The sequence below is a fragment of the Arcicella aurantiaca genome (assembly GCF_003148625.1).
Lineage (GTDB): Bacteria > Bacteroidota > Bacteroidia > Cytophagales > Spirosomataceae > Arcicella > Arcicella aurantiaca.
In genome coordinates, this window is the sequence record NZ_QGGO01000006.1 from 250,321 (window position 1) to 264,183 (window position 13,863).

The 13,863-nt window shown below is 35.6% G+C and carries 10 protein-coding genes; 5 read left to right on the forward strand and 5 right to left on the reverse strand.

Going from position 1 to position 13,863, the window contains the following annotated elements; translation table 11 throughout:
• Positions 1-74: 74 nt before the first annotated feature.
• Both LV89_RS07890 and LV89_RS07895 read right to left on the reverse strand, forming a co-directional pair.
• Entirely contained in the window at positions 75-3,368 is a 3,294-nt protein-coding gene (locus LV89_RS07890; RefSeq protein ID WP_109742322.1) for a SusC/RagA family TonB-linked outer membrane protein, read from the reverse strand.
• 357 nt (positions 3,369-3,725) lie between these two features.
• Entirely contained in the window at positions 3,726-5,027 is a 1,302-nt protein-coding gene (locus LV89_RS07895) for a DUF5690 family protein (protein WP_109742323.1), read from the reverse strand.
• A gap of 131 nt (positions 5,028-5,158) precedes the next feature.
• Here LV89_RS07895 and LV89_RS07900 point away from each other — a divergent pair, with 131 nt between their 5' ends.
• The gene (locus tag LV89_RS07900) at positions 5,159-5,941 is read left to right on the forward strand and encodes an HAD family hydrolase (protein ID WP_109742324.1); all 783 of its coding nucleotides are present in this window, start codon (positions 5,159-5,161) and stop codon (positions 5,939-5,941) included.
• Positions 5,942-5,982: 41 nt separating this feature from the next.
• Positions 5,983-7,134: a TIGR03364 family FAD-dependent oxidoreductase gene (locus tag LV89_RS07905; RefSeq protein WP_109742325.1), complete on the forward strand. Its 1,152-nt coding sequence runs from the start codon at positions 5,983-5,985 to the stop codon at positions 7,132-7,134.
• A 138-nt stretch (positions 7,135-7,272) separates the two neighbouring features.
• On the opposite strand, the gene LV89_RS07910 is transcribed toward LV89_RS07905, so the two are convergent.
• Both LV89_RS07910 and LV89_RS07915 read right to left on the reverse strand, forming a co-directional pair.
• Positions 7,273-8,199 carry a metallophosphoesterase family protein gene (locus LV89_RS07910; RefSeq protein WP_109742326.1) on the reverse strand — a complete coding sequence of 309 codons (927 nt, stop codon included), beginning with the start codon at positions 8,197-8,199 and terminating at the stop codon, positions 7,273-7,275.
• 106 nt (positions 8,200-8,305) lie between these two features.
• Positions 8,306-8,674, reverse strand: a complete 369-nt coding sequence (locus tag LV89_RS07915; protein WP_109742327.1) for a DMT family transporter — start codon at positions 8,672-8,674, stop codon at positions 8,306-8,308.
• A gap of 246 nt (positions 8,675-8,920) precedes the next feature.
• Between LV89_RS07915 and LV89_RS07920 the strand changes: the two genes are divergently transcribed.
• The 3 genes from LV89_RS07920 to LV89_RS07930 all read left to right on the forward strand — a co-directional run bounded on the left by LV89_RS07920 (position 8,921) and on the right by LV89_RS07930 (position 13,681).
• Positions 8,921-9,085, forward strand: a complete 165-nt coding sequence (locus LV89_RS07920) for a hypothetical protein (RefSeq protein WP_158279536.1) — start codon at positions 8,921-8,923, stop codon at positions 9,083-9,085.
• A 119-nt stretch (positions 9,086-9,204) separates the two neighbouring features.
• On the forward strand, positions 9,205-11,763 hold the full coding sequence (locus LV89_RS07925; protein ID WP_109742329.1) for a TonB-dependent receptor: 2,559 nt from the start codon (positions 9,205-9,207) through the stop codon (positions 11,761-11,763).
• Between the two features lie 472 nt (positions 11,764-12,235).
• Positions 12,236-13,681: a GntP family permease gene (locus LV89_RS07930; RefSeq protein ID WP_109742330.1), complete on the forward strand. Its 1,446-nt coding sequence runs from the start codon at positions 12,236-12,238 to the stop codon at positions 13,679-13,681.
• Here the strand turns inward: LV89_RS07930 and LV89_RS25580 are convergent.
• Positions 13,664-13,863: hypothetical protein (locus LV89_RS25580; protein ID WP_211321177.1), on the reverse strand; the 200-nt coding region annotated here is incomplete at its 5' end. The genes LV89_RS07930 and LV89_RS25580 overlap by 18 nt on opposite strands.

A 13,863-nucleotide genomic window follows, 5' to 3' on the forward strand; every position in this document is an offset into this window, starting at 1 on the left:
TAGGCTTTAGGCTATAAGTTTTAGGCTATCGAATTGAAAACCTAAAGCTTATAGCTTAAAACTTATAGCGATTATTAAAATGTAATATTCAAATTGATACCAAAACGCTTCATAGTTGGTGTTTGCAAACCTGTACTTGCACTCAAACCTGTGAATTGGTCTAAGTCAACGCCACTGTGTTTGCTATCTACGAAGTAGAATAAATTACGCCCAACCAATGAAATTGAAGCTTGTTTGATGAAGGTTTTTGCCAACATTGATGATGGGAAATTATAGCTTACCGTCACCTCACGAAGTTTAGAGAAAGTTTTGCTCATCAGGTTGCCTTCTGCTGTTCCGTTGTAGCGACTGATATAATCTTGTGCATAAGTTTTGATGGTATTTGTCGCAAATTTCAACGATGACATATTGGTAATTAATCCTGTATTTGAGTCAAAAGTTGGTGTTCCTTCCGTAATCATTACGCCTTCGCCAACGTAGGCTTTTACACCTTGTGCATCAAAATCACGAGCTGCACCAAAAGCACCTTCAACGGTTTCAATATGGCGACCACCTCTGAATGTTTGCTTACGAATATAATCTTCAACCGTTCCGCCTACACGACCATCAAATTGAAAACTCAATGACCAATTTTTATAAGAAACTTTGTTATTTAAGCCCCAAACGTAGTCAGGATTTGCATAGCCAACCATTGTTCCACGTGAGTTTACGATTGGACGACCACCAGCATCATTGATAATTTGTCCATCAGTCGTTCTTAAATACGTAGCAACATAAACTTGGTCAATTCTTTCACCAACATGGATAAATTGAGTTGAAACGTTACCACTCACAAAATAATTAGAAGGTAAACTTTCAATTTTTACATTGTTTTCATTGTAAACTTCCTGCAACGTTTCTTTGAAATTTGAAACGTTTAAAAGTACGTCCCAACTAAAATCATTTGTTTTGATTGGCGAGCCTTTCAATGATACTTCAAGACCTGTCTTTTTAGTTTTGATACCATTTACGATGGCTGAAGTGTAACCCGTTGTTTGAGATAAATCACGGTTAAAAATTCTTGGCCCATCATTAGAAGTAAAATAAGTTACGTCAGCCGAGAAGCGATTTTTCAATAAACTTACTTCTAAACCTAATTCAATTTGTTCCGTCGAATTTGGTTTTAATGCAGGGTTATTGATTTTGTCAGAATAAGCAGCACCCGGCCCATTGTTGTATGATGGGAAAATACCGTAACCTACTGAGTTTGCGTAATTTGGTCCATCGTAAGAAGAAGCATATTCCGAACCATACCCCAAAGCATACGAACCACTTGGATTTGTACCAATCGTTGAGCGTGTTAAACCATCTTTTACGTTGGCATAAGAAGCTCGAAGTTTTACTAACGAAATTTGTTCTGGTAAAGTAACATAATCTGAAACAACGGTAGTCAAACCAAATGATGGGTAAAAGAACGTGTTATTTCCTGCTGGCAAGGTTGATAGGCGGTCAACACGTCCAGTTGTTGAAAAAGTAACAAGTCCTTTATATGAAAAGTCAGCCGAATAATATCCACTTTGCACTTCCATATCAGCTAAATAACTAAATGCTTTTACAGGTCTTAACGAGTTAGCAAAAGTATAAACACCCGGAGTATTCAAATAGTCTGTTGTAACATAACTTGAGTTGTATTTGAAGCTACGAATGTTACCACCACCCCAAATTTTCACATCAAAAGCATTATTAAATTTCTGATTGTATTTGATTAAGATGTCGGTATTGTTTTCAAAAAGCGTTCTTTTGTCTTCACGATAATCACCTTTTCCTTCTTCACGACCGTAAACAGTTGCCGAATAAGGGAATTTTTCAGAACGGAAAATATCATAAGTCGTTACCGAAGTACGTCCCATTACGCTAAAATTATCATTGATTTTATAGTCTAACGAAGCATAACCGTAAACATCGTTTTTGTAGTGACTTCTCAACCATTCATTAGCCACAAAATATGGGTTGTTATAACGTTGATATTCAGCATAAATCTGTTGAACACCTTCTTTACCTGCTTGCCAATAATTACGCATATCGTCCACACTCCAGTCGGCACCACCCCAAATCACCATGTTATAAATCAATGAGTTAGGCCCATAATTTACATCTGGAATATTTGGCGTTGCTTGGCGGTTGTAGTTTAAATTTGTCTCTAATCTTAGTTTTTTTGAGAAGTTTACACCTGCATTTACACTGAAATTGGTAACATTCAACTGTGTATTTGGCACAATACCTTTTTGATAATTATTTGACAATGAAAAGCGTACATCTGCTTTTTCAGTTGTGCTTGAGATAGCAATATTATTATTTGCTAAAACTCCATCACGCAAGAAACGAGTTAAGTTATTTGCTCCACGAGCCGTCCAAGCAGTAGGAATTCTTTTTCCTGTTAATGGGTCGATTGGACTATCATATTGAGCGATTTTTTTAGCACCTGTTGGGTCAAATTTTGGCCCCCAAATGTCATAATCACCATCATTATTTCCTCCCCCTTTACCATCAACGAATGAATATTGCCCGTGGTCACCAGGTCCATATAAATCCTGTACTTTCGGTATAGCATTGAAGCCACTCTCTATCATAGTTGAAGAATTAAACTCAACCGAGAAACCACGTTTATCTTTAGAACCTTTTTTTGTAGTAATCAAAATTGCTCCATTTTTTCCTCTAAAACCGTACAATGCAGCCGCATTTGCACCTTTTAATACTGAATACGTTTCGATGTCATCTGCTGAAATATTCCATGTATCTGAGTTGATAGGCACACCGTCAACCACGTACAAAACGTCAGTATTTCCTCTTAAAACAACATTTGGGCGACCTAATAATTCGGCTGAAGCACCAATCGTTAAACCCGCAACTTTACCTGCTAATGAGTTAATTGGATTTGGTTCACGAGCTTTTATTAAGTCTGCTCCTTTTACGGTTTGAATGGCATTTGTCAAACTTCTACGTTCTTTAGAAATCCCTAATGCAGTTACTACTACCTCTTCAACTTGTTTAATGTCTTCATTCAAAACAACATTAATAATTGATTTTGAGCCAGTTTGTACTTCTTGCGATGAAAATCCAATAAATGAAAATTGTAAAATTGCATTGTCATTAACAGCAATTTTGAAAGTTCCTTCTGCGTTTGTTGATGTTCCTTTTTCTGTTCCTTTGATTCTAACAGTTGCACCTGCGACAGGCTTTTTATCAGCTCCGTCAATAACTTTTCCTGTAATGATTCTTTCTTGTGAAAAAGCGTTGAGAGAGAATGTGAGCAGCAATATTGTAAAGAAAATTTGCTGAAAGATTCTTACAACAATCCCTCTAAAAGTGAATTGTAAAATGTTCCTCATGAGTTTCGGGTTTTAATTTTGATGCAAAATTACGTCCCTGTTTTAACCTCACTTTTAGGATAACATTATTTGAATATGAAGAATAGAGGCAGTTTTCGGAGGTTTTGTTATGCGAATGTTAGAGAATAAATTTTAACATTGAGGAATCCTATTTTTGACTTCCAAGCAAAAACTTAACGGAACGATAAAGGGTTTGTCACAAGACAAACGATAGACCACAGATTGAACAGATTTAACAGATTTTGGCTAATTTTTCTTGATTTTACCATAGAAATCGTCCCAGACTGTACGTCACAGACTGTGTGTCCCAGACTGTGTGTCCCAGTGTAAATCTGTAAAATCAGTTCAATCTGTGGTCTAAATTTGTCTGCGACGAATAGTAGATAGCTCCGAAACTAAATCAACCACTAATTTTCTGCTGAAATAAACGAAAGAAATCAAGACTAAAATCATGCAAAAAATGGGAAGAATGAGCGATAATTCTGTCAGGTAACTTAACCAAGAAGCATTTTTACTCCCAAAATTTTGATAAATCAAGATAAAAACACTCCCAACATACCCACTAAAATCTGCGAGATAAAACAAAAACCCCACGTTTGCCTTTTCTTTTAAAGTAGCTAAAAGTCTATCGAAAAGCATTCCATTGAAAGGAACATACGCCATATAAAGTCCAGTTCCCATCAAAACAGTCCAAATAAATGGGTTAATAAAATGGTTTTGAAATAAAAAAGTAGAAGCAAAAATCATCATGCAACCCACAAAAATCATCAAATGATTTAGCCAAAATGCCTTTTTGTGGTCTTTGATAAAATAAAGTAAAGCCGTGAACGTACAGATAATCAAACCAATAATAATTTCCGTTTTAGAAAAAATGGAAGCATCATTTACCCCTAATTCCTTCCAAATTTCTACACTAAAATTATCTCTAATATCCCTCAGAATAGTCATTAGCACATAAACCAAAATTAAGGCTATCAAACCAACGCCATATTTTTGAAGGAAATTTTTACGTGCTTCACCATTCATGGGTGTTCTTTCTGACCTGTCTTTTTGGTCATTGGCAGTAGGATTTGGTGCGAGCGTAAGCCCATACACAGATAAAAGCAAAAGCGGGAAAAATATTAATCCTGTAAAAAACGGCATCCAATATTCAGAAACTCCCAAATTGATAAAGTATTTTCCGATTGACTTTACAATGCCCGATGAAATGATAAAACTTATGGCTAACCCTGCTCCTAAAATTTCCGTAATTTGACGCCCCTCCAAAAAACTAAAAACCAAGCCATACACCATTCCTAAACACAAACCATTGAAATACATAAAAATGAAATTGTAGGGCGAAGGAATAATTCCGAACAAGAACAGAAAAATTCCTGCAAGGGCAATCATACCCAAAATATATTTAGCTCGTTGTGAGGCTTGAACTTCTGAAACAATTTTGATACCTAATCCTTTGGCGGTAGCGTAGCCTAAAACCTGTGCAATTACCAAAATTATCTTGTAGTCAATTCCCCACAATTCCACATCTTGAAAACTTCCTGCGGTGAAAGGTTTGCGAAAGGCGTACATACAGAAATACGTACTGAATGCCGATAAGCCCAGAAAAAATGCTAAAAATTGTTGTGACTGAGCGTGAATAAACTGTTTAAAATTGTGCATAATGAAGTATTTTTCACCACAACATTACAAACAAATAATGCTAAAAATGAGGACTTTACAGAGCCTTAATCGTAATTTAATATAGGATTAAAACCCTTAAATTACCTTTGGACAAAAAATAAAAAAGCAAGATGTTACCAATTGAATTAGTTGTTTTTGATATGGCAGGCACAACCGTCCAAGACCGCCATGAAGTTGAAATGTGTTTTATAGAAGCGGCTTCTCACACGGGACTAAGCGTAACGCCTGAGAGAGTTTTGGCTTTACAGGGATATTCAAAAAGATATGTTTTTGAGTTGCTTTGGACAGAAGTTATTGGCGAAAACAATCCTGATTTACAGGAATTTGTAGATGTTTCTTACGCAAAGTTTTGTCATATTTTAGAAAATCATTATTTACAAAGTGAAATATATCCAACTGAAGGTTGTCTGGAAATATTTTCATATTTAAAGTCAAAAAACATCAAAATTGCTCTTTCAACAGGGTTTTATAGAAAAGTTACAGATATTATTTTGGAGAAATTAGGCTGGCTCGATGGGCTTGACGAAAACTATCTTGGTAACGAAAATACCATTATTCAGCTATCCGTTGCTTCAGACGAAGTGCTGAAAGGTCGCCCAGAACCGTACATGATTCATCACGCCATGAAAGTCCTCAATGTGCATGATAGTTTTAGAGTTCTTAATATTGGCGATACGCCTTCCGACTTAAAATCAGGAATTAGAGCGGGTTGTCGTATGTCGTTGGGTGTAACTAACGGTACGCATACACGTCCGCAGTTGAGCATTCATCGAAACGATGGTTTATTGAGTAAAATATCAGATTTGAAACAGGTTATCGAAAGAATTGAAAACGAAAATGTGATAAAAGAAAATTTTGATGCCGACCTAAAGAAATTCAAAGCCATGATTTGAATTTTAATATCCATACGTCTCCCATTTAGCATATTTTAACCATGAAAAAATACGATTTAGTAGTAGTTGGAGCAGGTACTTTAGGTACTTTTCATGCTTACCACGCACTTTTGAAAGGAAAATCAGTTCTGTTAATTGAAAAAGATTCTGAACCAATTGAAGCAACTGTGAGAAATTTCGGACAAGTTGTTCCATCTGGACAAGCTCTTGATACATGGTTTGAATACGGAAGAGAGTCTTTGAATATTTATAAATCTATTCAAGCCAAAACAGACATTACAGTTAGACAAAATGGTTCTTATTATTTTGCTTCTGACGATGAAGAAATGACGCTTTTGGAAGAAACAAGAGCGTTATTCAAACTTAAAAATTATTCATCTACCTTATTACCTAAAAAATCTTGCTACGAACGTTTCCCGATGCTCAACACGGAATATTACAAAGGTGGTTTGTATTTTCCTGATGAAATTTCGGTAGAACCACGAACGATGGTGCATAAAGTTAGACAAATGTTGATTCAACATTACGGTTTACATTTTATGAATAATACCGTTGTGAAAGACTGTGAAATAAAAAATGGCATTTGTGAAATTTCAACAAGTGGAAACGAAACCATTTTTGCCGAAAAAGTAGCTATTTGCAATGGTTATGAGTTTAAAATTTTATTTCCTGAGATTTTCAATGAAAGTAAAATGAAAATTTGCAAATTGAATATGATGCAAACTTTTCCTTTACCAGAAGTCAAATTGAATGGAAACATTTTATCAGGACTTTCAATCAGAAGATACGATAGCTTTAAGTCTTGTAATTCATATCCTACTTTGCAAACGCCAGATTGGCAAAAACCTTATAATTCTTGGGGAATCCATATTCTTTTTAAACAGGCAATCAACGGTTCAATCATCATTGGCGATTCTCACGAGTATGCAGGAGTAGAAGAAAATGCGAAGTTGCCTATTGGTATTGATATGGAAATCAATGAGTTAATTTTAAAAGAAGCTAAACGAATGCTGAATTTACCAAATTGGAAAATTCAAAACTTTTGGGCGGGATACTACGCACAAGCTGAAGATGGAGGCGTTTTCGAATATCAAATTAATAACAAAATATTTATTTCAACAGGTATTGGCGGTAAAGGAATGACAACAGGTGCGGGTTATAGTAGAAAACGAATTGATGATATTTTCAAATAAAAAAAGCGGTGAAATCACCGCTTTTTTTGAGTCCGTTAAATAATGGGACAAAATAAAGTACCATTTTGATAGTTCATAAATGATTGATAATCAAATTCATGACAATCGTAAATCGTAATTCTTAAATCGTCCTTGTACTTAATAACTCACATATTGATTGGTAAAACTACCATCATCGTACAAATCAATTAAGGCGTAACCCGCTTCGGTGTGTTGATATTTACCGAACCACCATCTTCCAGAAACCGCCCCATTGCAACAGTACGAAACATCGTTATAATCTACTCTATCAGTCAAATGAATATGTCCCGACACGGCAAGTTTTACGTTTTTATGATTATCAAATAAACCCGAAAGTTTTTTGGCATCAGTGTGCATCCAACTACCTGGCACTTCCCAACGACCTTCTTTTTCGCTCATATTATCCCCATCAAAAAATACACAAGCCGCCAAAATCGGGATATGTGAAATTATCATGGTCGGTTTATCAGCAGGGGTATTTTTCAAATCATGTTTAAACCAATCCATTTGCTCATCATCAATATGGGCGGTGTACCAGCTACCATCTTTTTTCTTTTGAACACTGTCTAACATCACAAAATGCCAATCTTTATTATCAAAACTGTAAAAACGTTTATTCATCGACATTTCGTCCATTGCCCATTTTTTGCCATCCTCAAAATTGCTGTTACTGTCGCCCTCACAACAAATATCGTGATTACCTACGCCATGAAAAATTGGCAATGAATTTTCCGAAGTCAAAACTTCATTGAAAAGTCGCCACTGTTTCTGCACATTCTCATGTTTTCTACGGTGAGCGTCCATCACACAATCGCCAGAATTGATAATAAAATCGGGTTTAATATCATGGCTCTGAATGTGATGCAAACACTTTTCAAATCCTTTGGCAGCACCAATTAATGGTTGAATGTGGACGTCGGTAATGTGTGCAATACGAAGGACTCTTTTGGGAGAAGTGGTTGGGTGGTTAGCTTTTACAAAATTTGGTAAGGACAAGCCGCCAGCAAGTAAACCCGCCTGACGAAGCAAATCACGTCTTTGCATATTTCATTAATTTGGTTTCACAAATTTGAGCAATTCATTTAACCTCTTGATTTTCTGCAAATTAAGTCATTGTAAATAAATCAATCTATTTATAAAGCGAATATTACTAAGTTTCAGAAACCATTTTTAACCCTACAATTCCAATCATGATAACTACTAAAAAGCCAATTTCTGGCAAACTCAACTTTCCAGCTAAAAATACCACTTCAACCATTTTGATAAAAAGGATTGAAATTGCCGTCCAAATAGTAAATGCTATGGCTGTGGGAATATTTTTCATTGCCAATGAGAAAAAATAAGTATTGGTAATGCCAAAAATAATATAACCCGCTAAGGGCAACCAAATACTTAGCCCTTCTGATTTTGTAAAGTTTTGGAAAGTCAGAATTTTAAATTTTGTGAAAGACAAAAATTTGAGCGAAAACATCCAACAAGCCTCCAATCCTGCCGCTAAAATAAGATAAATCCAAGCCATAATAATGAATGTTTTAATACGTAAAAATGAAAAATGCTAACATAACAATTGATGTTAATCTTTTGAATTTCTTCCAAATTTAAGCCGATAATAACACCGTTTGTTTATCAGAAAATTATGAGACTATTAAATATGAATCCGTTTTTTCAATCGTATTCACTTATTCTTTTGAAAAAAACTATGCCAATCGTTATATTTGTAAAAACATAACGATTGTAAATGAAACTTACCCTCATATTTTATTCTATGAAAAATATTGTTTTATCCATTTTACTCTTGGGTTGTATCGCAGTAAAAGCCCAATCTAACAACGAAACGCTTTCTTTTTCGGGCTTAGTAGAAAATCCTTTTGCCTTAAAAATCAATGACTTAAAACAGACAAAAGTGGATTTAAACTCAGGCAGGGTTTGAACCCTGCCTGCGTTAGAGTCGATATTGATTTTCAAATTGTAGAAGAATCATATTTTTTTGCCCATCGTTATATTTTATAAAATACAACGAATTTAAAATCAAGCATAATTATATAAAATATGAAAAACAAATACTTACTCTTTACCCTTCTTTTGACAAGTTTTAGCTTAAAAGCCCAAAAGAAAGTACAACAAATAGTTTATAAAGATACTGTTCGCCAATTATCCGAAGTAGTAATTACGGCTTCACGCACACCCGAAAATGTCTTAAAATCGCCAATAAGTATTGCTTTATTGGACAATCGAACTATTCAAAATTCGGCAGCACCTTCGTTTTATGATGCTCTCGAAAACATCAAAGGCGTTCAATTACTTACGCCAAGTTTGGGTTTTAAAGTTTATAATACTCGTGGTTTTGCCAATCCAACCAATGTACGTTTTGTGCAATTGGTGGATGGTGTTGATAATCAAGCTCCGCATATTGGGTCGCCCATTGCGGGGGCATTAGCACCTACGGATTTAGATGTGGATAAAGTAGAAATTCTACACGGTGCGGCTTCGGCTTTGTACGGGATGAATGCTTTGAATGGATTGGTAAATATTTTTACAAAAAGCCCATTTGACTATCAAGGGCTTAGTTTTCAGCAAAAAACAGGGGCAAATCATTTCGACGATAATAACGCTTCTGCTCATATTTTTAGTGAAAGTAATATTCGTTGGGCGAGGGCTTGGAATAACGTTTTTGCTACCAAAATCAACTTTGAATATCTGACGGGATACGATTGGATTTCGGATAATAATACCGATTTAAACCCTAATGGAAATGCCACCTTGAATCTTTTTGGAAATGACAATCCTGCTTATGATGGCATTAATTCTTACGGAAATGAATCATCAAATAGACGAAATTTAACATTAGACGGCAAACGTTATTCCGTTGCCAGAACGGGTTATGCAGAAAAAGATATTGCTGATTTTTCACTTAAAAATATTAAAGGAGATATTGCTTTGTATGTACGTCCGAAAAGAGATTGGGAGATTTCTTACACCTATCGCTTCGGAATTTTGGATAATCTTTACCAACGAACCAACCGTTTTAGACTAAATAATTATCGTATCGACCAACACAGTTTTAGTTTAAAATCGCCTTCAATTCAAGCAAAAGCTTATTTAACGCATGAAAACACAGGCGATTCATATAATATTCGTTCAATGGCAGAGAATATCGACCGCAGTTTTAAGTCGGACGATAAATGGTTTGCTGATTTTACCACACAATTTAACGCCAATACCAAAGCAGGCATGAGTGCTACGCAAGCCTTGCAAACGGCGAGAAATGAAGCCGATAAAGGTCGCCCGCAACCACATACTGCCGAATTTGACGCTCTAACAAAAAAATTAGGCGATATTAATAATTGGGATATTGGAGCAGCATTAAGAGTAGAATCTTGGTTGTATCATGCTGAATTTCAAGCAGATATTACACAAGAATGGTTGAAAGGATTAAGAGAAAAATGGGGATTAAGTATTTTGGCAGGAGCAGACTTTAGAACTTTTGAAGTTTATCCTGATGGCAATTATTTTATCAATCCTGTGGAATCGGGTAAAAACCTGACTTACTCCAAAACGGGTGGATTTGTTCAATTAACCAAATTGCTTTTTGACGGAAAACTTAAAATTAATGGTTCGTTGCGAGCCGATAAAAACCAATATTTTGATTTACGTTGGAATCCGAGATTGGCAATGGTTTATTCTCCTTCCGAAGACCATAATATTAGAATTTCGTACCAAAATGCGTATCGTTTCCCAAGTCTTTTTGAGGCATTTTCAAATGTAAATAGTGGTGGTGTAAAACGAGTTGGCGGTTTACCAATTATGTCGAACGGCATTTTTGAAAACTCCTATTTCAAGACTTCCATTGATGCTTTTCAAACGGCAATTACCAACGATGTCAATAAAAATGGCTTAACAACCGCCCAAGCCGTCATTAAAAATGAAAATCTTTTAAAGAAAAACGATTATAGTTATCTACAACCAGAATCAGTCAATAGCCTTGAAATTGGCTACAAAGGGCTTTTCTTTGATAAACGATTATATATTGACGTTGATTTTTATTACAATCAATACCAAAATTTCATGGCACAGGTTGAAACCAATTTGCCCCTCACCAAAAGTACCAATTTGGATTCACTCGCTTTTGCATTTAACGATAAAAATAAAAACCAACGTTATCGTTTATGGACAAATTCTAAAACGACGGTTTTTAATTATGGGTCAAGTATTGGTTTGCGTTACCGTGTATATAAAGATTTTATTATTTCTGGAAATGCCTCTTATGCTCAATTGGACAGTAAAACCAATAATGATGGCTTGGAAGAAGCCTTTAATACACCAAGATGGATTTTGAATATTGGCGTGAGTAATCGTAAAATCACCGAACGTTTAGGCTTCAATTTGAACTTTAAATGGCAAGAAGCTTTTTTGTGGCAATCGTCTTTGGCAACTGGAAATGTACCTGCCTATTCAACGCTTGACGGGCAAATAACTTACGCATTACCCATACAAAAAACAACTTTAAAATTGGGCGGAACAAACCTTTTGAATCATTATTATTACAACTTTTTGGCAGGACCCAGTGTGGGAGGTTTTTATTATTTGACAGTGAGTGTAAGTCTATAATTTTACCGAAAATGTTAAAGTCACAAATCGTAATGAAAATTATGGTTTGTGACTTTTTGTTTGAAGAAATTTATCAAAACCGACAATCATTAAAAGTGTAAGTTTCTAAAAATCAACAAAATATGTATTTTTTAAGGTGCAAATCAATAACATTGAAATCTATATAGAATACGATATAACGTATTCAGAATATATTTTGGAATAATGTTATTTAGATTTGACAAATTTCAAAACTTTGTCAAATCTAATTCCAATACGTCATGTCCGTTGTCTTTATAATCTCAAAAATCATAAGAGATAAGTACAAAAAATAAATAGAATTATAATAATTAACAGTAGATTTTTAGAATAAACGTTCTTTCCTATTTAAGAGTCGATAGAAGAGATTTCCTACGATTTTCAAATCTCAATATCAGTATCTCAAGAAAAACTCTTTATTCATTATCAATTTTACTATAATTATTCTTCTCAAATGTTAGACCCAATACTTATTTTACTCGTTGGAGTGGTGGTGGTGGTAGGTGGCATCATCGGCTTTAAATTACACCCTTTTTTAGCACTACTTTTGGCGGCTTTGGCTGTGGCATTATTGACTCCCATCGAATACGTTGAACACTATTTCCTCTCAAAAGGACTTCCAGAAGCAGAAGCTCTCAAACAAGCTCATAAGAGTATTGGCGAGCGTATTGGTACTGAATTTGGCAATACCTGTACTAAAGTCGGGATTTTAATTGCAATGGCTGCCATTATCGGAAAAGCGATGCTTGATAGCGGTGCTGCCGAAAAAATCATTCGAGCCATGTTAAAAATTACGGGAGAAAAAAACGCCCCAATTGGCTTTGTAATGAGTAGCTTTTTCTTAACAATTCCTGTTTTTGTGGATACCGTTGTATTCTTAATGATGCCCTTAGCGAAGGCGATGGGAATGCGTTTGGGTAAAAATTATCTTTTATTGGCTTTGTCGGTTATAGCGGGAGCGGTCATGGCAAACTCTTATGTACCGCCTTCTCCGGGACCATTATTTTTGGTCGGAGCGTTAAATGTTCCAATCGGATTAATGATGGTTTGTGGTACATTACTTGGACTTTGCACCATTACAGTGGGGTATTTGATTGCGGTATTTTTGAATAAGAAATTTGATATTCCTTTGAGAGATTCAGCCGATGCACGTTTGGAAGACATCAAAGAAATTGCAGAAAAAGACGATAAAGATTTGCCTGCGTTGGGTTGGGCTTTGCTTCCTGCTTTGTTTCCGTTGGTAACCATTTGTATTCGTTCGGGCGTTGAAGCTTTCCACAAAGGAGACACTCCATTTACAGATTACCCTTTTATCAATACCATTATTGAGGTAATTGTTTTCTTCGGAGATAAGAATATTGCCATTTTGATGGGTGCAATTTTTGCCTTATTGGTTTTAGCAAATCAGAAAAAAACGACCAAAGATAAATTAACCGCTTTTGTTCAAACTGCCTTAATGAGCGGTGGCGGAATCATCTTGATTACTTCGGCAGGTGGTGCTTTTGGAGGAATGTTACAACAATCAGGAATTAGTGGACGTATTGCCGAATTGACCAAAGATTATCAAATGGCGTTAATTCCGTTGGCATTTTTGATAACGGCTATTGTACGTACTGCACAAGGTTCGGCAACGGTAGCCTTAATTACGGCTTCTGGAATTTTAGCAGGTATGGCACAAAATGCCAATTTAGGTTTTAATCCTGTTTATTTATGTTTAGCCATCGGAAGTGGTGCAAAACTTATTCCTTGGATGAATGATGCAGGTTTTTGGATTATGTGCAAAACCTCAAATTTAACGGAAAAAGAAGCCCTCAAAACCATTGCTCCAATGCAAAGTTTCATGGGTTTAACAGGTGTAATTTTAACCATGATAGCCGCTTGGTTATTTCCAATGGTGTAGATTTGGGGATTGGTTATTGGTAGATTGGATATTGGTGGATTGGGTATTGGTAGAATGGTGGATTGGGTAATTGGTGGATTGGGTAATTGGTGGATTGGGTAATTGGTGGATTGGGTAATTGGTGGATTGGATAATTGGTGGATTGGTTACTGGTAGATTATTGGGTATATACCAATTCCCAA

Excerpts from the sequence above, each read along its gene's own strand:
- LV89_RS07890 (WP_109742322.1), bottom strand. The coding sequence starts at position 3,368 with ATGAGGAACATTTTACAATTCACTTTTAGAGGGATTGTTGTAAGAATC.
- LV89_RS07895 (WP_109742323.1), bottom strand. The coding sequence starts at position 5,027 with ATGCACAATTTTAAACAGTTTATTCACGCTCAGTCACAACAATTTTTA.
- LV89_RS07900 (WP_109742324.1), top strand. The coding sequence starts at position 5,159 with ATGTTACCAATTGAATTAGTTGTTTTTGATATGGCAGGCACAACCGTC.
- LV89_RS07905 (WP_109742325.1), top strand. The coding sequence starts at position 5,983 with ATGAAAAAATACGATTTAGTAGTAGTTGGAGCAGGTACTTTAGGTACT.
- LV89_RS07910 (WP_109742326.1), bottom strand. The coding sequence starts at position 8,199 with ATGCAAAGACGTGATTTGCTTCGTCAGGCGGGTTTACTTGCTGGCGGC.
- LV89_RS07915 (WP_109742327.1), bottom strand. The coding sequence starts at position 8,674 with ATGGCTTGGATTTATCTTATTTTAGCGGCAGGATTGGAGGCTTGTTGG.
- LV89_RS07920 (WP_158279536.1), top strand. The coding sequence starts at position 8,921 with ATGAAAAATATTGTTTTATCCATTTTACTCTTGGGTTGTATCGCAGTA.
- LV89_RS07925 (WP_109742329.1), top strand. The coding sequence starts at position 9,205 with ATGAAAAACAAATACTTACTCTTTACCCTTCTTTTGACAAGTTTTAGC.
- LV89_RS07930 (WP_109742330.1), top strand. The coding sequence starts at position 12,236 with ATGTTAGACCCAATACTTATTTTACTCGTTGGAGTGGTGGTGGTGGTA.